Raw genomic sequence first — 22,487 nt, forward strand, 5'->3', positions numbered from 1 at the left:
CACACTCTTTCAAGTGTTAAGCTTTTTCGTTGTTTAATTTACAAGGTACAATCCGCTGCGTTGGCAGCTTTCTTAGTTTATCATACTCAGTTCGTTTTGTCAAGAACTTTTTTCAATCTTTTTTCAAGATTTCCGAAGCTTTCCTGCCGTTTTTCGAACTTTTCTGACCGCCGCCTCTTTTTGAAGCAGCCTATTCAGTATATCAGCCCGTTCCGGATTTGTCAACAACTTTTTTCGTTTTTTCCAAATCTTTTTTCCGGGCCGCCGCCCCTTCCGGGACAGCTCATTTAGTATACTCCTCCTCCCCCGCATTGTCAACTACTTTTTTCGAGGGGTTTAGGGGTAAAAGAGTATTTTATATATATTACTTAATTCTACTTCACTATGTCAAGATTCAGTCTATACAAAAATATCCGTCCGTTTTTGTTCAAACGGACGGATATTGTGCTTTTACAGGATCAAATTAGCTTTTTTTCAGTAACTCGACCAGTACCATAACCTTGTCCACATTGCCCTCTACCTTGAGTTTCCCCTCAGCAATAGCAACCTGCGGTACCATTTTACCGCCCAACACCTTTTCAATGTTTGTGAGGCTGCCGGATACACAAGCATCACGGTCAATGTACTCATACGGCATCACCGACAAAACGCCGTTTAAGATCTCGATGTAAAAAACACCTGCAACCTTACCCGTCAGATTAAACTGGATCGCAATTCTCCCCTGCGTTCCGGCAATATCCGCCTTGCTGAGCTTATTGTAAATTTTCCCAATCAACTGATCAACGGTCATTGGAAACACCCCCTGGACATTTTGTTACCTCTATTATACTTTTTTCACCGAAAATTGCAAGCCCAATTTATGTATTTGCCGACTATATCACCGTTTTTCATGTTTTCCGAACAAACTGCGTATGGCAATGCGGACAAGTGATATTGATTTTCCCCTTCCCCTTGGGAACACGCAAACGCTGTTTGCACTGCGGGCACTTGAAATACCGATGGGTCTTGCGATCAGCAAACCGTATCCGTGCATTTTGCATACGAACAGATACCGGCCCCCACCACTTCATAAACTTTTGATTTTCTGCATACCGCGCCTGAATATTACGGGAAAACATGCGAAAATAGCACAAAATGAGCAGGGCCATGATGAAGATCCCCATCCAAGTCCAGCGGGTCAGCCATTCGACCAGCAGCAAAGCCAGACCCAGCACCAACAGTGCATTATTCAATTGATCACTGCCATAGCGCCCTGCCATGAAGCGTCGCAAAAAATCCATTATTCCACGTCTTCCTTTCCGGTATGGTCAAATATACGCGTTAACGCCTCTTCGCGCCCGATTCCCTTCTCCGCAGAGAACGGCAGAACTTCCACCTCTTCCGGCAGCAGAAGCGTTTCCCGGATGACAGCGATATTGCCTTCTATTTGACTTTTTTTGATTTTATCCAGCTTGTTCGCAATAACCAGCCACGGCTTGCCCGAGGCACGGAACCAATCCGCCATCGTCATATCATCCCGCGTCGGTTTATGGCGGATATCCACGATCTGTACGCCAAGAGTGAGCAGATCAAGTGCAAAATACTCCTCCATCAACATACCCCACCGCTGCTGCTCCGCCTTGGACACACGTGCATAACCGTATCCCGGCAGATCGACCAGATACAGTTGTTTATCAATATCAAAATAGTTGATATGAACTGTCTTGCCCGGCTGCGCACTGACGCGCGCAAAATTTTTCCGTCCAAGCAGTTTATTGATGACCGAACTTTTTCCCACATTGGATTTTCCCGCAAATACGATCTGCGGCCGGTCATCCATTGGAAAATCTGCCACTTTTACCGCCGAGCGCAGAAACACCGCGTTGTGCAGATTCGGTCTGTTTTGCTGTTGTTTTTCCATCATCATTGTACCACCGCCGTTGCATTGCCATCCGCGGACCGCACCATGCCGGAGGTCTCCGTATGTATCACCGGTCTACGGGAAAAATCGATCGCCGTTTCCAACACGGTATCCATGTGGGATGCCGCTACAAAGCAAATGTTCTCACGCACGACCGGCTCAATATCCTGCAAATCCGCTTCATTATCCTTTGGGATAACGACCGTTTTGATTCCGGCGCGATACGCTGCCATGGTCTTTTCCCGCAATCCGCCGATCGGCAGAACACGCCCGCGCAGCGTGACCTCGCCCGTCATCGCAACATCATGCCGTACCGGTGCACCGGTCAAGGCCGAAATCAGCGCCGTTGTGATCGTCACGCCCGCCGAAGGGCCATCCTTCGGGATCGCCGCTTCCGGGAAATGAATATGCAAATCGTTCTCCTTGTAGAACATCGGATCGATCGCAAGCGCTTGTGCGCGCGAACGCACAAACGTGACCGCCGCCTTCGCACTTTCCTGCATCACGGTGCCCAGATTGCCCGTTACCTCAATTTTGCCCGATCCCGGGATCACCGCCGCTTCCACTTCCAGCATCTCGCCGCCTACGCTCGTCCATGCCAGACCGTTGACAATGCCAACCGCATCCTTTTTGGAAACAGCATCTTCCTTATACGGCGCTACACCCAGCAGGGATTCCAGATTTTTTTCCGATACCGTCAGGCGGCGTCCGCCGTCTGCAATGTGCTTTGCCGCCTTCCGACACAGCTTCGCCAAAATCTGCTCCAACCGGCGCACGCCGGCCTCCCGCGTGTACCCCGCGATCACTGCATCCAGCATCTTTTCGCTCAGCACCATCTGGCTTCTTTTCAGCCCATGTTTTTCCATCTGCTTGGGCAGCAGATGATGCAGCGCGATCTGCCGCTTTTCCTCTGCCGTATAGGAGGAAAGCTCGATCACCTCCATGCGATCCAGCAGCGGACGCGGCACCGTGGACAGATCGTTTGCCGTCGTCAAAAACAATACGTCCGACAAATCAAACGGCAGTTCAATGTAATGATCGCGGAAGGCATTATTCTGCTCCACATCCAGCACCTCCAGCATCGCCGATGCCGGATCACCGCGAAAATCATTCCCCATCTTATCGATCTCGTCCAGCAAAATAAGCGGATTGGACGTGCCTGCGCGGCGGACAGCATCTATGATGCGCCCGGGCATCGCACCAATATAGGTCTTGCGGTGGCCGCGGATATCCGCCTCATCCCGCACGCCGCCCAAGCTCAAACGCGCATAGCTTCGTCCCATCGCCTCTGCCACAGAACGGGCAACCGAAGTTTTGCCTACACCCGGCGGGCCGACCAAGCACAACACCTGCCCTTTCAGCTCCGGTGCCAGCGTCTTAACGGCCAAAAACTCCATAATCCGTTCCTTGACCTTTTTCAGGCCGTAGTGATCCCGGTCCAGCACCGCCTGCGCCTGTACCAAATCAAGCGCACAATCACTTTTCCGGTTCCACGGCAGCTCCAGCGCTGTATCCAGATAGGTGCGCACCACGCCCTGCTCTGCCGTCGAACCGCCCAGCTTCGCCAAGCGGTCAACCTCCTTGAGCAGCTTTTCCTCACACTCCTGCGGCAGCTTGAGTGCCTGTATCCGCTCGCGGTAGGTCTCTGCCTCCGCTGCGGCATCCTGCTCACCCAGTTCGCTTTGGATCACCTTGATCTGCTCACGCAGATAATACTCCCGCTGGTTTTTATCCATCTGGGTTTTCAGCTCATCCTGAATCTCATTTTCAATCTTGAGGATCTCAGTCTCCTCACCCAGCAAGCGGATCACCATAGCAAGACGCCGTGTGATATTGAGCTCCTCCAGCACCTCCTGCTTGGCCTCTACCTCAACCGACAGGCTCTGCATAATATAATCCGCCAGCCAGCCCGGATCGCCGCCCTCGGCGACCGTCATCTCCACATCGGTTGAAATGCGCGGCGCCAACTGCGCGTATTCGGCAAAGCGCTCCTGCGCAGTGCGGACCAGCGCCTGTGCACGGCGCTCGGTCACGCCATACACATAGTCCTCCAGCTCCTCCACCTCGGCATAGATGCACTTATCCTCCTCATCCGGCATGGTAAACTGATGCGCCAGCGCACGCGCGCGACCTTCTACCAGTACGCGGATATTGTCACCCGGCAGACGCAGAATCTGGCGGATCTGGCATACGGTGCCTATCTGGTACAAATCACCCGGTGCCGGGGTATCGGTTTTCAGTTCACGCTGTGCGGTCAGAAAAATCGTCTGACCGTTTTTCATCGCAGCTTCCAAGGCACGGATAGATAACATCCGTCCCACATCGAAGTGGATGATCATATGGGGAAACGCCGTCAGCCCACGCAGCGGCAGCACCGGCAGGCGGCTGAACGTCGTTCCGATCGTTTCTGTCATAATTACACTCCTCATGCGCGGAAAAATGCTTAATAGCGTCAGTATAGTATATTTTCCGCCATTTGTAAAGCGGTATCCTGTGCCATAAAATATAAAAAGCGGGCGAAACCTACGTTTCGCCCACATTTTTACTGTTTTTCAGCGTTATGCGCTTCTGCCCGGCTTGCTTTGCCGAGGCGGCCGGTCATCCGGTTTCGGCTCAGACGGCAGCGCTTTCCGCACGCCGTGCTCAACTACCGGCTCACTCTCACCTGTGATCACACCCGGCGTAATCGTCACCCGGCACACAGTTTCATCCGACGGGATACGGAACATGATATCGGTCATCACGTTTTCCAGAACCCCGCGCAGGCCGCGCGCACCAGTCTTGCGTGCCAGCGCTGTTTCCGCCACCTTGCGCAGTGCTTCCGGTTCAAACGCCAGCTCCACGCCATCCAATGCAAGCAGGGTCTGATACTGCTTAACAAGCGCGTTCTTCGGCTCCTGCAAAATGCGCACCAATGCATCTTCGTCCAGCGTGTCCAACGATACAATCGCCGGCAGACGGCCGATCAGCTCCGGGATCAGGCCGAATTTCATCAGATCATGCGGCTCGATCTGCGCCAGCAGACGGTCGGTCTGTTCCTCCTGCTTTCCCTTGACTTCTGAACCGAATCCCATGCCCTGCTTGCCGGTACGCTTCTGGATGATCCCCTCGATCCCATCAAACGCACCGCCGCAGATAAACAGGATATTCGTCGTGTCGATCTGGATGAACTCCTGATGCGGGTGCTTCCGGCCGCCCTGCGGGGGCACATTAGCCGTCGTTCCCTCCAGCATTTTGAGCAGCGCCTGCTGCACGCCTTCACCCGAAACATCCCGCGTGATCGAGGGATTTTCGCTTTTACGGGCAATCTTATCGATCTCATCCACGTAAATAATACCGTGCTCCGCCAGTTCTATATCAAAATCCGCCGCCTGAATCAGCCGCAGCAGGATGTTTTCGACATCCTCGCCCACATACCCGGCCTCGGTCAGCGTCGTCGCATCCGCAATGGCAAAGGGCACCTGCAGCGTCTTGGCAAGCGTCTGCGCGAGCAATGTCTTGCCCGATCCAGAGGGACCGAGCATCAGGATATTGGATTTTTGCAGCTCCACCTCGGTCTCCGGGTGATAAATGCGCTTGTAATGGTTATAAACGGCCACGCTGAGCGCAACCTTCGCGCGATCCTGCCCGATAACATACTCATCGAGCACAGCCTTCAATTCCTGCGGGGTGGGCAGGTGCTCCGGACGGGAGAGCGTCTCGCCCTCTGCTTCGGCCGGCGCAAAGTCCAGCTCATCATCCAGAATGCTGGTGCATACACCGATACACTCATCGCAGATATACACACCCGGCCCCGCGATCAGCTTACGCACCCGTCCCTGCGGCTTGCCGCAGAACGAGCATTTCAGCGTCTTGCTATCATCATAATTCGGCATACGGCACCTCTATCTCAATCAGGTTTTATTTTCAGTGTTTGTCGAATACCTTGTCGATCAAACCGTATTCCACCGCTTCCTCTGCGGACATAAAGTTGTCGCGCTCGCAATCCGCAGTGACGACCTCGATCGGCTTACCGGTATTCTCGGACAGGATCCGGTTCATGCGTTTTTTGATGACCTCCAGCCGTTTAAGGTGGATCGCCATATCGGTGATCTGGCCCTGCGTACCGGCAGAGGGCTGATGGATCATGATCTCCGCATTAGGCAGCGCATAGCGCTTGCCCTTCGCACCAGAAGACAGCAGGAACGCACCCATTGATGCCGCCATACCGATGCAGATCGTCGATACATCACACTTGATATAATTCATGGTGTCATAGATCGCCATGCCGGCCGTAACCGAACCGCCCGGACTGTTAATATACAGCGAAATATCCTTATCCGGATCCTGTGCTTCCAGATACAGCAACTGTGCCACAACCAGCGATGCGGTCGTATCATTGACTTCTTCGCAAAGCATAACGATACGGTCATTGAGCAGGCGGGAATAGATATCGAACGAACGCTCACCGCGCCCGGTCTGTTCAATGACCATTGGGACTAAACTCACGAAAAAAACTCCTTTCAAAAAAGCTCGATGGAAGCGCAGCGCTTCCATCGAAAAGAATGTGACAGGGGAACCATGCCCCCGATCACATTCCATACGCAGAAAAGACCCTGTCTTCCGGAGGCTTTTCTATGTTCTCGGGGAAATTACTCTGCGGCTTCAGCCTCATCCGCAGCCTTCTTCTTGGCAGCCGGCTTCTTGACCTTGGCGTTCTTCTTGAGGAACTCGAGCGCAGCAGAGATCTTCAGGTCATGGGTCAGGGCCTCAGCCGCGATCAGGGACTTGACCTTCTCTACATCCATGTTGTACTGCTCTGCCATCTTAGCATACTCGTCTTCCACTTCCTTGTCGGAAACTGCGATATTCTCAAGCTCTGCCACCTTTTCCAGCGCCAGACGGCTCTTGACCTGACGCTCGGACTGCTCGCGGAACATCGCACGGAAAGCGCCCGGCTCCGTGCCGGTCATCTTCAGATACTGTTCAAGCTGCATGCCCTGCATCTGGAGACGATAAGCAAAATCCTGTACAAAGGAATCAACCTGGCTCTCGATCATCGCCTCCGGGATATCGGCCTTCAGCCCTTCGATCACGCCGTCGATCACCTTTTCCTCGAAGGCATGGTCGGCCTCCTGCTGGCGCTCCTTCTTCAGACGGTCGCTGATTTCCTTCTTGAGGTCGTCCAGCGTCTCACAGGTTTCGGATACATCCTTTGCGAACTCATCATCCAGCTCCGGCAGGATGGTTTCTTCTACCTTGTGTACCTTGCACTTGAAAACAGCTTCCTTACCGGCCAGCTCTTCCGCGTGATACTCCTCCGGGAAGGTCACAACAACATCCTTCTCATCGCCCGCCTTGCAGCCGATCAGCTGATCCTCGAAGCCCGGGATAAACGCGCCGGAACCGAGCGTCAGCTCGTGATGCTCTGCCTTGCCGCCCTCGAACGGAACACCATCTACCGAGCCTTCAAAATCAATGTCCACGGTGTCGTTCTTCTTCGCCTTGCGGTCTACGGTTTCGGTACGGGCATTGCGCTGCGCCAAACGGTTCAGCTCCGCCTTCACGTCCGCAGCAGGAACCTTGACAGTCTCCTTCTCGACCTCGATGCCCTTGTACTCGCCCAGCTCTACTTCCGGCTCAACCGGAATCTTCGCAATGATGGTCAGGCCGCCTTCTTCCGCCGGCTCGCCCAGATCTACGTCCGCACGGCCGACCGGCTTGATGCCTGCCTTTTCAACAGCCATTTCAATGGCCTCGGGATATATTACGTTGAAAGCCTCTTCGAAGAACACGCCTTCGCCGTACAGCTTCTCGATCATCTTGCGGGGGGCATGACCCTTGCGGAAGCCCGGTACCGTGATATTCTTGCCGGTTTTCTTGAATGCCTTGTCCTTAGCGGCTTCAAACTCCGCCTTGGTTACCTCGATGGTGAGCGCAACGATGCTGTGCTCCTGTTTTTCGGTATTTTTCAGTTCCATGTTGCCAATCTCCTTACTTGAATACTTCCATGGTATCTAAATTATTCTACCAGATTATTTTCGGGATTTCCATAGTTTTTTCTATTTTTTCAGAAAAACCGGCGTAAAATCCACATGATCGCCCGAAACCAGATGCCACTCGATGCCTTCCTGCTGCCCTTCCACAGCCCAGCGCAGGCTGTCCGAATGCAGGTGGCCGTAAATGCAGCGCTGCACGCCGTACTTCTGCATCAGGGCGATCATCGGGCCGCAGCGAAAATTCGCGTACAACGGCGGATAATGCAGGAAGCAGATGATTTCCTCCGGCTTTCCCTCGGCGCCGCATTTGAGCGAGGCCTCCAGCCGCATTAGCTCACGCCGGAATATCTTTTCGTTGTGCGGATCGGAAAAGTCCTCTTCAAACGGCCATCCCCGCGTACCGCACAATGCCGTTTTCTCATAGAAAAAGCAGTTATTGTGTAAAAAATCAATACTTGTGAATCCGTTTTCCTGCAAAAAACGGTGCATTTTAGCCGCCGTTTCCCACCAAAGGTCGTGGTTTCCCTTCAGGATCAGCTTGCGCCCCGGCAGGCTGTCGATCAAGGCAAAGTCGCTTTGGGCTTCCCGCAGGCTGATCCCCCACGAGATATCGCCGCCCAGTACGACCGTATCCTCCGGCGTGACAAGCGCACGCCAGTGCCGCTCGATCTTTTCCATGTATCCCTGCCATCGTCCGCCGAAAATATCCATCGGCTTTTCCACACCCGTTGCCAGATGCAGGTCTGCCAGCGTATAAAGCGCCATGCTTACAGACCCTTCAGCAGCGCAACCGTAGAAAGGATTTCCGCCTTATCCACCACACGGTCAAAGCGCGGCGCCTGATCTGCCAGAGCGGCCAGCGGCGCAGGTGCCTCCACACCGGTCAGCCCGGACAATACCGCCAGCTGCGAAATATCATCCCGCTCCAGCGTGCCGCCGAGCGCTTCGATCACCGCGCGGCAGAACTTGAACGGCGATGCCGTCGAAGCAATCACCGTCGGCGTTTCGTCGCCGGTGCGGGCACGGTACTCCTCGTATACGCGAACCGCTACCGCCGTATGCGTATCGCACAGGTAATGCTCCTGCTCCCACAGGGTGCGGATGGTTTCCGCTGCCTGCGCATCCTCGCAGCAGCCCGCATCAAAGTCCGCAGATATCTTTTCAAAAACCTCTGCTGCAACCTGATAGCTGCCATCTTCGGACAGACGTTCCATCAGCTCTGCCACCATCCGGTCATCCTGCCCGGAAGCCATGAACAGCAGGCGTTCCAGATTGGAGGAGATCAAAATATCCATCGACGGTGAGGATGTGGTGTAAAAATCACGGTTTTTATCGTACGTACCGTTCTTTTTGAAAAAGTCGGTCAGCACATTATTGCGGTTGGAGGCGCAGATCAGCTTGTTCACCGGCAGCCCCATCCGCTTTGCGATATATGCTGCCAGAATGTTGCCGAAGTTGCCGGTCGGCACACAAATGTTGATCTTTCCGCCCATTTTCACCGCGCCGGACTGCACCATATCGCAGTAGGCGGAAATATAATATGCAATCTGCGGCGCAAGACGGCCCCAGTTGATCGAGTTGGCGGAAGAGAGCATCATACCATCCCGATCGAGCGCCGCGCGCGTTGCCTCATCGGTGAAAATGCGCTTGACTGCACTCTGCGCATCGTCAAAATTGCCGCGGATCGCTACAACCTCAACATTTTCTCCCTTCTGCGTGACCATTTGCAGCTTCTGCATCGGGGAAACACCATCCACCGGATAATACACCATGATCTTTGTACCTTCCACATCATGGAATCCATCCAGCGCCGCCTTCCCCGTGTCGCCCGAGGTAGCAACCAGAATGCAGGCCGTACGGGTCTCGCCGGTTTTGCGCAGCGAAGCGGTCAGCAAATGCGGCAGCATCTGCAACGCCATATCCTTAAACGCGCAGGTCGGGCCGTGCCACAGCTCAAGCATATGCTTGCCATCGGCAAGCGGCACAACCGGCGCCGTATCCTTCCCGCCGAATTTATCGTCTGCATAAGCCTTTGCCGCGTACCCCGCCAGCTCCTCTGCCGAAAAGTCGGTCAGAAATTTGCCGAGCACCAGCGCCGAGCGGCCCTTGTAATCCATATTGGCCAATGCATGCCAGTCCTCCGCCGCAAGCGTTGGAAACGAGGTCGGGCAATACAGGCCGCCGTCCGGTGCGATGCCGTTGGCGATTGCATAAGCCGCAGATACCTTGCGGGATTTATCCCTTGTGCTTACATATTCCATCATCTGATACCTCCGCTGTTATCCCAGCATTTTTTGTATAAACCTATATGCATTCTCGTAGAACAGATCGTCCACGGTTTGCTGTGTGTAGCCCAGTGCGCTCATACGGTCAGCCAGACGGTACAAGTCGGCTGCACCGTCGATCCCGGCGGGCAGCAGGTCGCACCCGTCAAAATCGCAGCCCAGTGCAACGGTTTTCTCCCCATACAGACCGAGAAAGCGCTCAATATGATCGATCACATCATCAATCGACGAATCACTCTGCCGCACCAGAAATGGGGTGTACAGATTGATGCCGACCAATCCGCCGCGCCGCGCGATCTCTGCAAACTGCCGGTCGGTCAGATTGCGCGGATGCCGGCACAGGCCGCGCGCATTGCTGTGTGACGCCGTAAACGGCTGATCGATCGCCTCACACACCTCCCAAAAGCCCTTTTCGGACAGATGGGATACGTCTACAATGATCCCGCGCGCCGCACAATCCTGCACAAGCCTGCGCCCCGTTCCGGTCAGACCTTGCTCCTGATCCACCGACGCAGGACAGCCAAACCGGCTGCAGCGGTTCCAAACCGGTGCGATCATGCGCACACCCGCATCATAAGCAATTTGCAAGGCATCCTCCCGGTCGGGCAGCAGCTCTGCCCCTTCAACAGAAAGGAACGCCGCCGCTTTGCCCGCACGTGCCGCTGCATCCAGCTCCGCCGCAGAAGTGCAGGGCGTCAGCCAGTCTGCATTTGCCGCAAACTCCCGGCGGGCCGTCTGCAGCATTCGGTCAAACCGCTCCTCCGGCGGGGTATCCAGCAGGCAGCGGCGCGTCCGTGCTGCCGCTCCGTCCGGTGCGCGCGCACCGCAGAACAAGGCAAAAAACTGTGCATAGTGCGCATACTGCTGCACTGCCGGCCGGTTGATGTGCAGATCATTTTCCCGCAGCACCCGGCCGGTCTCGCAGCATTCATACAGGGTGTCGCAGTGCAGATCGAACAGCTTCATTCTCACCCTCCAAACGCATTTTCCCAATGATGAATCCGCGGCGGCAGCGGACTGTCCTCCGTGCCGTACACCTCGATCACATCGAAGCGCGGCTGCAGGCGCGTAGGATGGCTCTGCAGCCACTCCTGCGCTGCCGCAAGGATGCGCGCCTGCTTTTGCGGCGTAACGAATTCACGGGCAGCGGCAAACCGGTCATCCTTCCGCGTTTTGACCTCAACAAAAACAATATATTGCCCCTGCACCGCGATCATGTCGATTTCTCCAAACCGCGTGCGGAAATTCCGCATCTCAATCCGGTAACCCCGGTGCTCGAGAAACGCACAGGCGGCCGATTCTCCCCACGCGCCCCTCACCGCGGCGCCTCGGGATGCTTTTGATAGAATTTTTTCAAAAAGGTCTGCCGGTGGATCGGACAGGGGCCGTGCATCAGCAGCGCCTCGTCATGCGCTTTTGTCTCATACCCCTTATGCTTTTCAAAACCGTACTGCGGATAACGCTCGGCGAACTGCCGCATCAGACGGTCACGCGTTACCTTCGCCACAATAGAGGCCGCCGCCACCGACGGCACCTTGGCATCCCCGGAAACCACACAGGCATGCGGGATACACAGCCCTTCCGAACGGTTGCCGTCCACATAGGCAAAATCCGCCGGGCGGGTCAGCCCCTCAACCGCCTGCCGCATCGCACGGTAGGTAGCCTGCAAAATATTGATCTCATCGATCACGCGCTCATCCACCAGCGATACCGACCATGCAAGCGCCTGTTCGGTAATCGCATCGAACAGCATCTCGCGTTTTTTTTCGCTGAGCTTTTTGGAGTCGTTCAGCCCGTCGATCACAATACCGGCTGGCAGGATCACCGCTGCTGCACATACCGGTCCGGCAATCGGCCCGCGCCCGGCCTCATCCACGCCGCACACCGACGCATACCCCTGCGCCCATGCTTTTTCTTCAAATTCCCATGTCATATCATCAAATCTCCACGCACAAACGCGCAAACAAAATGGAAAATTGCCATGCAATTTTCATCACGATCCACAGCGTATACGCCAATCCTATCCTCCGGCTTCGGGCACCGTGCGCGGCATCCTCCAAAAGCCGTCTTAGAATAGAAAGCGCCTTGTGCGCTCCCCTATACGCTTTCGAGCGTGATCCGTCCCAGCACGCCGCCGCGGAATTCATCCAGCAGGATATGCGCCATGCGTTCGGTATCGATCTCTCCGCCGCGCAGCAAAAAGCCGCGCCGCCGCCCGGCCTGCTGCAAAAGCGCATAACCGAGGAAATCGCTCTCCTCCGGAATCGAGATGCCGTACCGTTCAATGATTGCCTGCGGCGCCTGCACAGCAAGCAGCTCCATCAGCTTACAGCCCAGCGTTTCCACATCAAGAATATCGTCTTTGATCGCTCCGGTACAGGCCAGCAGGATACCCACACGCTCATCCTCAAACTTGGGCCACAGGATACCCGGCGTATCCAGCAGGTCAATGCCGCTTTCCACCCGGAACCACTGGCTGCCGCGGGTCACGCCCGGCTTATCCGCTGCCTTCGCGGATTTTCGTCCCAGAATACGGTTGATAAAGGTGGACTTGCCCACATTCGGAATGCCGACCACCATCACGCGCACCGCTTTGCCCACAAGCCCCTTTTCGTTCCATTGCGCGATCTTATCCGCCAGCAGTGTGCGCACCGCGTTTGCAAACGCCTGCGTGCCCGTGCCTGCACGGCTGTCTGTTTCGATCACTGCCATGCCCTGACTGCGGAAGTATTTCGCCCACTCTGCGGTTTTCTGCGGGTCGGCCAGATCGATCCGGTTGAGGATGATCAGTCTGGGCTTGCCCGCTGCGATCTCATCCATATCCGGGTTGCGTGACACCTGCGGGATGCGTGCATCGACAACCTCGCACACCGCATCCACCTGCTTGATATACTCCGCCATCTGGCGGCGGGTTTTGGTCATATGACCGGGATACCACTGAATATTCATCGTTATGCCACCGTTCCAAATCTGTCCAACGGGTAGACAACACGCAGCACGTGTCCTAAAATATATCGTTCATCCACCATGCCCAACTGACTCCAGCGACTGTCTGTGGAGTAGTTGCGGTTATCACCCATTACGAATACACTACCCTCCGGCACGGTCTGCGGATAGACCATATCACCCATTTTTTCCAGTGTATTGATTTTTTCCGCGATATACGGTTCATCTAACACTGCGCCGTTGACCAGCACATCCCCCGTGACCGGATCGATATCAACCGTATCGCCGCCGACCGCAATAATGCGTTTCACGATCGGCTGATCCCGATAAAAGCCCTCTTTACGGAGCACCACAATATCGCCCTTTTCCGGCTCATAGCTCCAGTTACTGACCAGCATGATGCTGCGGTCTTCCAATGTCGGATACATCGAAGTACCATCCACCCCGATCAGCCGTACAAAAAATGTGAAAACCACTACAAAAAAAATCAGCACGACCATCAGGGATTCACCCCAGCCGAACAGTTCACTGGAAAAGCGGCCTTCCTGTTTTTTCTTCCCTTCTGTCTGCGTTTCCTGCATGATAATCCCTCCAAGCTGCAAACATACAATTTTATTATATCTGTATCTGCGCATACGCGCAAGTGCCAATCCGTTTTACAAAATGCAAAAACGGGGAGCAAAACGCTCCCCGTTTTTGTAGTTTTGACAAATCAAACCTTTTCTGCAACCTTAGCAGCCTTGCCTACGCGGCCGCGCAGGTAGTACAGCTTAGCACGGCGAACCTTACCGCTGCGTACAACCTCGAACTTCGCAACGTTCGGGGAGTGTACCGGGAAAGTCTTCTCAACGCCTACGCCGTAAGAAATGCGGCGAACGGTAACCGTCTGGTTTACGCCGGTGTGCTTCTTGGCAATGATGATGCCTTCGAACACCTGAATACGCTCACGGTTGCCTTCCTTGATCTTTGCGTGTACCTTTACGGTATCACCGATCTTCAGCTCCGGCAGGTCGCTCTTCAGCTGCTGCTCGGACAGTACTTTGACCAGATCCATTTTTCAGTCATCCTTTCGTCTTAGACATTCTTGCCCTATTTCTCCGGCAGAGAAAACCATGCTGCCATAAATAAGCAGAGGAATGCCCGTGTTACCGAAATATCATATCATATCCCATCATTCTTTGCAAGCATTTTTTTCGAAAAATATCCACCGGTGCGCGAACTGTATACTTGTGCCGTGTATTCGGTTTATAGTATACTATAAATGAACTTTATTTGTAAAGGAGCTCGATACCATGTGGGCTTATGAAAGCGTATTCTATCAAATCTATCCGATCGGCTTCTGCGGCGCGCCGCAGAGCAACGACGGCGTCACCGTTCCGCGCATCCGCAAGGCGGGCGACTGGGCCGCGCATATCGCCAAGCTCGGCTGCAACGCAGTGTACTTCTCTCCCATCTTCGAATCCGACAGCCATGGCTATGATACGCGCGATTTCCGCAAAGTAGACTGCCGTCTCGGCACCAATCAGGATTTTGCCGCTGTCTGCAAAACCCTTCATGAAAACGGTATCCGTGTTGTGCTGGACGGCGTGTTCAATCATGTTGGCCGCGGCTTCTGGGCCTTCCGCGACGTGCAGGAGAAAAAATGGGACTCCCCCTATAAAGACTGGTTCCACATCTCCTTTGAAGGAAACTCCGGTTATAACGACGGCTTCTGGTATGAGGGTTGGGAAGGCCACTACGAGCTGGTCCGCCTTAATCTGCGCAATCCTATGGTCGTGCAGCACATTTTCGACTGTATCCGCGGCTGGGTGGAGGCGTTCGATATCGACGGCCTGCGTCTGGATGTCGCTTACTGCCTGGATCAGGACTTTATCCGTCAGCTCCGCGCATTCTGCAACACGCTCAAGCCGGATTTCTTTCTTGTGGGCGAACTGCTTCACGGCGATTACAACCAATTTGTCAGCGATGATAAGCTGCACTCCTGCACCAATTACGAGTGCTATAAGGGTTTATATTCCTCGCTCAACAGCATGAATCTGTTCGAGATCACCCACTCCCTGCTGCGGCAGTTCGGCCCGGAAAACTGGACGCTGTACCGCGGCAAGCATCTGCTCTCCTTTGTTGACAACCACGATGTCACGCGCGCCGCCTCTATCCTGCAAAATCCCGCGCATCTGCCGCTCCTTTATGCGCTGCTGTTCGGTATGCCGGGCATCCCCTGCATTTATTACGGCAGCGAATGGGGCACATTCGGCGAAAAACATCAGGGAGACGACGCCCTGCGCCCTTCATTCGAAACGCCCGAATGGAACGGGCTGACCGACCGTATCGCCGCCATGGTCAAAGCGCATCGCAGCAGCAAAGCCCTGTGCCACGGCGATTTTAAGCAGCTCGTCCTGACGAATAAGCAGTGCGTCTGGGAACGCATCTGCGATGGAGAGCGCGTGCTGATTGCCGTCAATATCGACAGCGAGCCCTATACGGCGCATTTCGATGCGCGCTGCGGCCGCGCCGTCGATCTGATCACCGGAGAAATGCATGATTTCGGCGGCGGCAGCGAACTGCCCCCGTACTCTGCTTTTTTCTGGCAGTGCGAACGCTGACCTTCTTGCGGGTCTGCACCAACAAACGAAGCGCCTATGCAGGCTCCCTCTGCATAGGCGCTTATCATTTCAGAAAATCACGACCTCTTCAGCTAAATGTAATCCACCACCAAAGTGTGCACACTATTGTCCGACAAGGTAACCAAAAACTCCACATAACCGTCCGCACGGCGGAAGCGCTCCAAGGCTGCCTTGGTCAGCATAAGCGACCGGGACTGCAACATGTAATCCATACCAGCCGCCAGCGTTTGCACTGACCCGTTTTTCATCGCTGTCACGCTGCGCACAGTCCATTTGTCAAGCGGCAGTGGCAGTCTGGGTTCAACCGGCGAAAATGTGTTGTACTCCGCCACCGTCGCCGATGTGTTTTCCGGCGTTGAGTCGGTTACCCGCAAATCAAACGCCTGCCGGCTGCCGTTTTGCAAATCCACCGATATCGTATAGGTACCGGCACGCAGCTGCGCCAGCACACCGCGCCGCAGGATCAGCGCCCCCGCTGTGCGGTCGAACGAAAAATCAATTTTAGAGAGACCCAGCACAACAGACTGGATATCCTCCTTCCGGGATACCCCCTCCGTCCGTAAACGCACATCCGCGAACCCGCTTGCCTGATAATACCGGTCGAACACGGCCTGCGGCACGTGTTGCTGCTCTGTGCCGCCACTGACCTTTATCACAACGCTCACCTGTGCTCCGTCCGACAGACGCAGCATCAACCGATGCTCCCCCACGGGCAGACTGTTCAGGTATGCAGCCTGCACACGGACGCCTTTCTGCGTTTTCGTATAGTCGATTCTCTCCGACAAGGTTCTGCCGTTGCAGTTTACCGAGGTGACCGAAACATCCGCCGGAACTGTGATCTCCGCTCCGCTTCCTATTGTTTCCGGCTTGTCATGATCCACTGCAATGCAATCAGGCGATACGCCTGCCTCGCTCGAAGTATTCACTGTCTGTCCGCCAATGGTTGCTGTTATGCCGTCAGCCAGCGTATAGCCGGACACCGTGACACTGCTGGCAAAGCTTACACCCGGCGCACGGATCTCCGCACGGTATACCGTGCCATATCCGGTAACGGATGCCGCTTTGTGCGCTTCCATCCGGTAAACCGAGCTTTTCGCCGTCATGCTGACTGTCGCTTCCCCCACAAGGACCATTTCATCCACTGCTGCATCCACAGTCAGCGAAACACGGCTGTTGCCGTTCACCAGAATATTCGTAAACCCCCGTTCCTCAGCGCCCGAAAGAGATTTTTCATAAAGAGCGGCCGCGGTCTGCACCTCAACCTCCCCAATATGGGCAGCGCCCGTTGCAGTTACCTGCAGCAGGCGCCCCATCGGAGACGATACGATCACATGATCGCTCGTCGTATTTATCATTGTTACTGTACCACCGGATACAATCAGCGACCCTTCAACAATCACATTGGTCAGCGTGACCGCATCCGATCCCACACCCTCTGTAATATACAAATCGCCGGGAACGGTCACATCGGACAATGTGCAGCTTTCCGAAATGGTCACATTTTGAGTATCCGTTTTCAGATCGGCTGCGGTATATGCTTTGCCTGCCGTGGAAAGCGACGTGCCCATATAATAGTACAGGATCTTTGCCACCTCGCCGCGCGTTACCACGCGCTGCGGCTTGAACGTGCCGTCGCTGTAACCGCCGAGGATCCCCTTATCTGCCGCTGCCTTGATATAAGCCGCTGCCCAGGAGGACACCGCTCCCTTGTCGGTAAACGGCAGATCAGCCGCCGTAACATTGCCCGGATCAGCCTTGAACAGCCGTCCAATGATCACTGCCGCCTGTTCACGGGTAACTTTTCCCTGCGGATCCATACGGTTTGCCGCAACCCCGTTGATATAGCCGTATTTGACCGCAATCCGGACAGTATCATAATACCACGCATTTTTTGAAACATCGGTATAAGAAATCGCTGTCATCTCAGTAAAATGAAACGCCCGGTTGATATAGCGCATAAACTCCGCACGGGTCATCGCGCGATCCGGCTCGTATTTGCCGGTCGTCTGGCTTGGGTTGATCACACCCTCGCGATCCAGATATTCAATGTATTCTTTGGCCCAATGCCCGCTTAAATCCGATGCATGAGCCGCCGGAATCATCCCTGCCAGCAGCACGGCGCACAACAATGCGGATAACAGTCTCTTTCTCATATCAACACGCCCTTTATTGAATGCTACATTCAGTATAGCATACAAAAATATTTTTGACAACTACCATTCTTTTCATGTATTTTTTACAAAGCCTACAAATATCCTGCCCTTGCGGCTGGTACCGCCAAATACTGTGATCCGTGCCCGTCCCGCACCGCGCACCGTCAAGCGGTCTCCCTCCTGCACCTGCCGTTCCGGCTTCAGGCATGGCATATTGTTCAGATACACCAACCCTTTTTCGATCCGCTCCTGCGCTGTTTTGCGCGGCAAACCGAAAACCAGCGCCGCAACACTATCCAGCCGTGGAGACGCAACCGATCCGCTTCCCTCCTTTTCCTCTGCCACAGGGACGCGCAGATCGCTGAGCGCCTCACGCGTCAGCGAAATCTGTTTTCTGCCGGCCTTGGCAAAATGCAGTAAAATAAATTCCGCCATTTCCTCCAGCACCAGAATATCCGCACCATCCTCGTGCACCAGAATATCCCCGATCACCGACCGGTCGATCTGCAGCCCCATCAGCGCCCCCAGATAATCCCGATGCGTCAGCGTATCTCCCTTACACTTACGGGCGCGCAGCAGGGCAAGCGGCGCAGCAGCGCGGGCGTCTTCTTCCTCCATATAATCCGGATAAAACAGGTAAACGCCGCGTTCGGCATCCTCATATCCGCCCCAGAACAGGGCATGGCCGCCTGCCCCTGCCAACCGGACTGCATCCGCGCACAATGCACGCTCTGCCATGGATAAAAAGCGCGTGCGGGTCATATAGCTGCGTGTCATACAGATCTGCTCCTGATCCAGCAAACCAGCCAACAGCAGCCGCTCTTCCGCAGTGTGCGCCAGCGCAGCCAAAATCTCATGTTTCGTTTTCAAATCCGTCGGTCCCCATTCCCTTTATGCCACACCGCAGAACATCCTCTGTCTGCGGGCTATATGTGATGAAAAACGGACTTCCCCGCCCGTTCTGCTGAACAGTCTCTCGATCGACACCACGCTTTCGATCGAATTTGCGACTGCGAACCGCGCCCTTCGGGCACAATTCTCCGTCCCCTTGTATAAAAACCCACGCACCGGTCGCGGGTTTTTATGAAAATTGCAGTTTACTGCAATTTTCTATTGGATGCGCGCTGCCGCGCGTATTGCTCACGCTTTATAACAAAATACTTTTTCGACAGACTGCAGTACTATTGTACTATTTTCATTTTTAAGATACAATAGAAAGAACACAGACTGCCCCCTGTTTTTTCATCCGGCAGTCGCTTCCGTTGGCACCACAAGACAAGGAGTGATCTGCTTTGGCAGTAAAAGATGCAGTACTTCACGCGCTGGAAGAAGCACGCGGCACACGCTTATCCGGCGGACGGCTGGCCGAGCAGCTCGGCGTCTCACGCGCCGCGGTGCATAAAGCGATCGGTGTGCTGCGCAGCGAGGGGCTGTCCATCGACGGCATCACCGGCGAGGGCTACCGGCTCGCGCCGGATGATGACAGCCTCACCGCTGCGGGTGTGCAGGCGCTGCTGGATACCCAAACGATCGGCCGCGAACTGCTGGTGTTTCCCACCCTTTCCTCTACAAATACTGTAATGAAAGAGCAATATCTGAACCGTCCGCATGGTTTTGTGCTGCTGGCCGAAAGCCAGACCGCGGGCCGTGGACGGCTTGGACGCAGCTTTTCCTCCCCACCGCACACGGGCATTTATCAAACCATCCTGCTGCATCCCACTCTGCCGGTGTCACAGATCCAATTTGTCACGATTGCGGCGGCTGTTGCCGCGGCAGAGGCGATTGAACAGACCGCAGGCTTTTCCCCGCAGATCAAGTGGGTCAACGATGTGCTGATGGAGGGACGCAAGCTGTGCGGCATCTTGACAGAAGCCTCGATTGAAGGAGAAACCGGCGCGGTCACTTCGCTTTGTGTCGGGATCGGCATCAACCTGCGTCCCAACCCCGTCTGGCCGGAAGAGGTACGTGCCGTTGCAGGCGCTTTAAGCGAGTTCGGCTGCGTGCCGCGCCGTGCCGTGCTGTCCGCTGCCCTGCTTTCCCACTTCGAGCACGCCTATGCCTTGCTGATATCCGGGCAGCAGGACGCTCTGCTGGCACGCTACCGCAGCCGTCTCTGCTGTCTTGACAAATCCATCACTGTCATCTCCCCCGCCGGCCGCTATTCGGCTGTATGCACCGGACTGGATGACAATGGCCACCTGCTGATCCGCACCGCGGACGGACAAACCCGCCCGCTCTCCACCGGAGAGATCAGCATCCGGCTTTAACACCCCTATTTTACCAAAGGAGTTTTCCACCATGTTTCAAACCGCCGCAGGCATTACCATCCCTTTCCCCGAAAAACTGCACGAACAATATCAGCGCGAAGGCGACAGCCTGATCTGTAATCTAAGTTTTGAAAAGCTTGCCGATTTTATATCCGCTTACTACGCTATGCTGCAGGAACCCCTATTCTTAGCCATCCATCCCGACGCCGAGCAGGAGGAAGTGTGGTATTTGGACGGCATGACCAAAAAACAGCTTACCACCATTCTGGATGGCTATGGCGAACTGCTGTATCAGGACGGCCTTTCCGCTTTTGCTATCGGCTCGCTCGCTACGGAAGACGAGCTGTTTGTACAGAAATACAAGATACTTTCTCTATACAGCACACAAGCCGACCGCTACGAAGCGCTGCTGCAGCGCTTTGGCCTGACCCGTACAACACACCTGATCACCGCATGGGATACTTTTTCCGAACAACATCCCGGCTCCGCCGAACGTCTCGAGATCGCCGGGCAGACCGTACCGGATATGATCCAGGCACTGTGCGCAATCGGCATGTACCGTGGCTGAGCGTCATCCCATCATCGCGCTGCCCAAGTGTCTGAAAAACTGCTGCCTGTGCAGTGATACACATTTCCAAAATATCATGTGGTGAAAATTATATTCAACCCCCACCCTCTTCACCATAAAATCAAACAGCTGATGCCACCGGACTTTTTCGGTGGCATCAGCTGTTTTGTCATTTCATCAGAAATATTTGCAAGCGTTCACGGGCTGCATCCCCCTGTCTTTCCGGCAGGACGCTATCCCGTAAGAAGAGATCGATAAATAGCGGCAATGCAGCCGGGGGATCGTAAGCGTATTGGAACGCAAAACGAACACTATACGCTAACGCAGCCAAATCAGAGCTTAGCAAGCTCCTGTGCGATCAGCTTGTTGATGATCTGCGGATTGCCCTGCCCCTTGGAAGCCTTCATGCACTGGCCTACCAGGAAGCCGGTGACATTCTTGCCCGCCTTAAAGTCGGCAACCGCCTTTTCGTTCTTTGCGATGACCTCCTGCACGATGGCAAGGATCGCGCCTTCGTCCGACACCTGTTTCAGACCCATGCGCTCGACGATTGCTTCCACCGTTTCGTCAGTTTCAAACATCGCGGGCAGCACCTTTTTGCCTGCTGCGCCCGAAATCGTACCGGCCTCGATCAAACGGATCAGATCGACCAGCTTGTCCGCCGTCAGCTTGGTGTCCGGCAGTTCTACTGCCTTGTCGTTCAGATACTTGGAGATATCCGACAGGATCCAGTTCGCTGCCGCCTTGGGCTTGACCTGCTTAGCCGCCGCATCCAGCAGTTCGGCCTTGGCAAAGCTGTCCGAAATCAGGCGTGCTTCCATCGCCGTCATGCCGTATTCGTTCAGATACCGCTCATAACGCGAGATCGGCAGCTCCGGAATTTCGCTTTCGATCTGCTGCATCCACTCATCCGAAATTTCGACCGCGATCAGGTCCGGATCGGGGAAATACCGGTAATCCTGTGCATCCTCCTTGGTGCGCATGACCGTGTTCTTGAGCTTCACATCATCCCAGCGACGGGTCTCCTGCTGGATCTCACCGCCGGCCTCGACCACCTCGATCTGGCGGTTGATCTCGTAATCGATCGCACGCACCGCGCCCGAGAAGGTGTTGATATTCTTCATCTCCACACGGGTACCCAGCTCTTCCGAACCCTCCGGACGGATGGATACGTTGACGTCGCACCGAATCGAACCTTCCTCCATCTTGCAGTCGCAGATATCCAGATAGGACAGCGTGGTCTTGATCATTTCGAGGAATTCCTTCGCTTCCGCCGAGGAATGCAGATCAGGCTTGGTGACCATTTCAATCAGCGGTACACCGCAGCGGTTAAAGTCCACAACCGTTCCGTCGATCTCGTCGTGCAGCAGCTTGCCCGCATCCTCTTCAAAATGGATGCGTTCCAAACGGCAGGACTTCTTTTCGCCGTCAACATAGAAGAACACTTCGCCGTTTTCGCAGATCGGCACATCAAACTGCGAGATCTGGTACGCCTTGGGCAGATCCGGGTAAAAGTAGTTTTTGCGGTCCGCCTTGCAGAGCTGGTTGACCGTGCAGCCGGTCGCCTTGCCCATCTTGGCCGCATAGTGGACGACCTGCTTATTCAGCACGGGCAGTGCGCCCGGCATACCGGTGCATACCGGGCAGGTATGGGTATTGATCGGCGCGCCGAACGAGGTCGAGCACGAGCAGTAAATTTTGCTTTTGGTAGAAAGCTCCGCGTGCACCTCAAGGCCGATAACAGCTTCGTATTTCATTTGTCGTTT

General features: G+C 54.8%; 21 protein-coding genes. 3 read left to right on the forward strand and 18 right to left on the reverse strand.

Going from position 1 to position 22,487, the window contains the following annotated elements:
- Positions 1 to 463: 463 nt before the first annotated feature.
- From T363_RS0109820 to rplS, 15 genes are all read right to left on the reverse strand, one after another.
- Positions 464 to 790, reverse strand: a complete 327-nt coding sequence (locus T363_RS0109820; RefSeq protein ID WP_031475405.1) for an SCP2 sterol-binding domain-containing protein — start codon at positions 788 to 790, stop codon at positions 464 to 466.
- A 97-nt stretch (positions 791 to 887) separates the two neighbouring features.
- Positions 888 to 1,280 (reverse strand): hypothetical protein, encoded by a 393-nt coding sequence (locus tag T363_RS0109825; RefSeq protein ID WP_031475407.1) that lies wholly within the window; start codon positions 1,278 to 1,280, stop codon positions 888 to 890.
- Positions 1,280 to 1,906 (reverse strand): ribosome biogenesis GTP-binding protein YihA/YsxC, encoded by a 627-nt coding sequence (gene yihA / locus T363_RS0109830; RefSeq protein WP_242840258.1) that lies wholly within the window; start codon positions 1,904 to 1,906, stop codon positions 1,280 to 1,282. The genes T363_RS0109825 and yihA overlap by 1 nt, the downstream gene beginning before the upstream one ends.
- A complete protein-coding gene (gene lon / locus T363_RS0109835) occupies positions 1,903 to 4,314 on the reverse strand; it encodes an endopeptidase La (protein ID WP_031475411.1) in 2,412 nt (803 codons plus the stop codon). The genes yihA and lon overlap by 4 nt, the downstream gene beginning before the upstream one ends.
- A 144-nt stretch (positions 4,315 to 4,458) precedes the next feature.
- On the reverse strand, positions 4,459 to 5,775 hold the full coding sequence (clpX, locus tag T363_RS0109840) for an ATP-dependent Clp protease ATP-binding subunit ClpX (RefSeq protein ID WP_051643214.1): 1,317 nt from the start codon (positions 5,773 to 5,775) through the stop codon (positions 4,459 to 4,461).
- Between the two features lie 31 nt (positions 5,776 to 5,806).
- Positions 5,807 to 6,388 carry an ATP-dependent Clp endopeptidase proteolytic subunit ClpP gene (gene clpP / locus T363_RS0109845; protein WP_031475415.1) on the reverse strand — a complete coding sequence of 194 codons (582 nt, stop codon included), beginning with the start codon at positions 6,386 to 6,388 and terminating at the stop codon, positions 5,807 to 5,809.
- 143 nt (positions 6,389 to 6,531) lie between these two features.
- Positions 6,532 to 7,860, reverse strand: a complete 1,329-nt coding sequence (tig, locus tag T363_RS0109850; RefSeq protein WP_031475417.1) for a trigger factor — start codon at positions 7,858 to 7,860, stop codon at positions 6,532 to 6,534.
- An 81-nt stretch (positions 7,861 to 7,941) separates the two neighbouring features.
- Positions 7,942 to 8,643, reverse strand: coding sequence for a metallophosphoesterase (locus T363_RS0109855; RefSeq protein WP_031475419.1), 702 nt, complete (start codon positions 8,641 to 8,643; stop codon positions 7,942 to 7,944).
- 2 nt (positions 8,644 to 8,645) lie between these two features.
- A complete protein-coding gene (gene thrC / locus T363_RS0109860; RefSeq protein WP_031475421.1) occupies positions 8,646 to 10,139 on the reverse strand; it encodes a threonine synthase in 1,494 nt (497 codons plus the stop codon).
- A gap of 18 nt (positions 10,140 to 10,157) precedes the next feature.
- The gene (locus T363_RS0109865; RefSeq protein ID WP_031475423.1) at positions 10,158 to 11,129 is read right to left on the reverse strand and encodes a dipeptidase; all 972 of its coding nucleotides are present in this window, start codon (positions 11,127 to 11,129) and stop codon (positions 10,158 to 10,160) included.
- 2 nt (positions 11,130 to 11,131) lie between these two features.
- On the reverse strand, positions 11,132 to 11,482 hold the full coding sequence (locus T363_RS0109870) for a YraN family protein (protein WP_031475425.1): 351 nt from the start codon (positions 11,480 to 11,482) through the stop codon (positions 11,132 to 11,134).
- Entirely contained in the window at positions 11,479 to 12,096 is a 618-nt protein-coding gene (locus T363_RS0109875; protein ID WP_031475427.1) for a ribonuclease HII, read from the reverse strand. The genes T363_RS0109870 and T363_RS0109875 overlap by 4 nt, the downstream gene beginning before the upstream one ends.
- A 164-nt stretch (positions 12,097 to 12,260) precedes the next feature.
- Complete coding sequence (gene ylqF / locus T363_RS0109885) at positions 12,261 to 13,112, reverse strand: ribosome biogenesis GTPase YlqF (protein WP_031475429.1); 852 nt, start codon at positions 13,110 to 13,112, stop codon at positions 12,261 to 12,263.
- Positions 13,113 to 13,114: 2 nt separating this feature from the next.
- The gene (lepB, locus tag T363_RS0109890; protein WP_031475431.1) at positions 13,115 to 13,690 is read right to left on the reverse strand and encodes a signal peptidase I; all 576 of its coding nucleotides are present in this window, start codon (positions 13,688 to 13,690) and stop codon (positions 13,115 to 13,117) included.
- Positions 13,691 to 13,821: 131 nt separating this feature from the next.
- Entirely contained in the window at positions 13,822 to 14,163 is a 342-nt protein-coding gene (gene rplS, locus T363_RS0109895) for a 50S ribosomal protein L19 (protein WP_031475433.1), read from the reverse strand.
- A gap of 238 nt (positions 14,164 to 14,401) precedes the next feature.
- On the opposite strand from rplS, the gene T363_RS0109900 reads away from it, so the two are divergent.
- Entirely contained in the window at positions 14,402 to 15,712 is a 1,311-nt protein-coding gene (locus T363_RS0109900; protein ID WP_031475435.1) for an alpha-amylase family glycosyl hydrolase, read from the forward strand.
- Between the two features lie 92 nt (positions 15,713 to 15,804).
- Here the strand turns inward: T363_RS0109900 and T363_RS0109905 are convergent, their stop codons facing one another.
- Entirely contained in the window at positions 15,805 to 17,886 is a 2,082-nt protein-coding gene (locus T363_RS0109905) for an S-layer homology domain-containing protein (RefSeq protein WP_078097001.1), read from the reverse strand.
- A gap of 72 nt (positions 17,887 to 17,958) precedes the next feature.
- The gene (locus T363_RS0109910; protein WP_031475439.1) at positions 17,959 to 18,756 is read right to left on the reverse strand and encodes a YlmH family RNA-binding protein; all 798 of its coding nucleotides are present in this window, start codon (positions 18,754 to 18,756) and stop codon (positions 17,959 to 17,961) included.
- Positions 18,757 to 19,178: 422 nt separating this feature from the next.
- Here T363_RS0109910 and T363_RS0109915 point away from each other — a divergent pair, with 422 nt between their 5' ends.
- Positions 19,179 to 20,153, forward strand: a complete 975-nt coding sequence (locus tag T363_RS0109915) for a biotin--[acetyl-CoA-carboxylase] ligase (RefSeq protein ID WP_031475441.1) — start codon at positions 19,179 to 19,181, stop codon at positions 20,151 to 20,153.
- Positions 20,154 to 20,184: 31 nt separating this feature from the next.
- A complete protein-coding gene (locus T363_RS0109920) occupies positions 20,185 to 20,721 on the forward strand; it encodes a hypothetical protein (protein WP_031475443.1) in 537 nt (178 codons plus the stop codon).
- Positions 20,722 to 21,053: 332 nt separating this feature from the next.
- Here T363_RS0109920 and gatB read toward each other — a convergent pair whose 3' ends face one another.
- Positions 21,054 to 22,478 (reverse strand): Asp-tRNA(Asn)/Glu-tRNA(Gln) amidotransferase subunit GatB, encoded by a 1,425-nt coding sequence (gene gatB, locus T363_RS0109925; RefSeq protein WP_031475445.1) that lies wholly within the window; start codon positions 22,476 to 22,478, stop codon positions 21,054 to 21,056.
- Between the last annotated feature and the right edge of the window lie 9 nt (positions 22,479 to 22,487).

This window comes from Agathobaculum desmolans ATCC 43058 (assembly GCF_000701665.1).
GTDB lineage: Bacteria > Bacillota > Clostridia > Oscillospirales > Butyricicoccaceae > Agathobaculum > Agathobaculum desmolans.

Excerpts from the sequence above, each read along its gene's own strand:
- T363_RS0109920 (WP_031475443.1), top strand. The coding sequence starts at position 20,185 with ATGTTTCAAACCGCCGCAGGCATTACCATCCCTTTCCCCGAAAAACTG.
- rplS (WP_031475433.1), bottom strand. The coding sequence starts at position 14,163 with ATGGATCTGGTCAAAGTACTGTCCGAGCAGCAGCTGAAGAGCGACCTG.
- T363_RS0109825 (WP_031475407.1), bottom strand. The coding sequence starts at position 1,280 with ATGGATTTTTTGCGACGCTTCATGGCAGGGCGCTATGGCAGTGATCAA.
- T363_RS0109820 (WP_031475405.1), bottom strand. The coding sequence starts at position 790 with ATGACCGTTGATCAGTTGATTGGGAAAATTTACAATAAGCTCAGCAAG.
- ylqF (WP_031475429.1), bottom strand. The coding sequence starts at position 13,112 with ATGAATATTCAGTGGTATCCCGGTCATATGACCAAAACCCGCCGCCAG.
- T363_RS0109865 (WP_031475423.1), bottom strand. The coding sequence starts at position 11,129 with ATGAAGCTGTTCGATCTGCACTGCGACACCCTGTATGAATGCTGCGAG.
- tig (WP_031475417.1), bottom strand. The coding sequence starts at position 7,860 with ATGGAACTGAAAAATACCGAAAAACAGGAGCACAGCATCGTTGCGCTC.
- T363_RS0109900 (WP_031475435.1), top strand. The coding sequence starts at position 14,402 with ATGTGGGCTTATGAAAGCGTATTCTATCAAATCTATCCGATCGGCTTC.
- clpX (WP_051643214.1), bottom strand. The coding sequence starts at position 5,775 with ATGCCGAATTATGATGATAGCAAGACGCTGAAATGCTCGTTCTGCGGC.
- lon (WP_031475411.1), bottom strand. The coding sequence starts at position 4,314 with ATGACAGAAACGATCGGAACGACGTTCAGCCGCCTGCCGGTGCTGCCG.
- T363_RS0109875 (WP_031475427.1), bottom strand. The coding sequence starts at position 12,096 with ATGACATGGGAATTTGAAGAAAAAGCATGGGCGCAGGGGTATGCGTCG.
- yihA (WP_242840258.1), bottom strand. The coding sequence starts at position 1,906 with ATGATGATGGAAAAACAACAGCAAAACAGACCGAATCTGCACAACGCG.
- T363_RS0109855 (WP_031475419.1), bottom strand. The coding sequence starts at position 8,643 with ATGGCGCTTTATACGCTGGCAGACCTGCATCTGGCAACGGGTGTGGAA.
- T363_RS0109905 (WP_078097001.1), bottom strand. The coding sequence starts at position 17,886 with ATGAGAAAGAGACTGTTATCCGCATTGTTGTGCGCCGTGCTGCTGGCA.
- gatB (WP_031475445.1), bottom strand. The coding sequence starts at position 22,478 with ATGAAATACGAAGCTGTTATCGGCCTTGAGGTGCACGCGGAGCTTTCT.
- lepB (WP_031475431.1), bottom strand. The coding sequence starts at position 13,690 with ATGCAGGAAACGCAGACAGAAGGGAAGAAAAAACAGGAAGGCCGCTTT.
- thrC (WP_031475421.1), bottom strand. The coding sequence starts at position 10,139 with ATGGAATATGTAAGCACAAGGGATAAATCCCGCAAGGTATCTGCGGCT.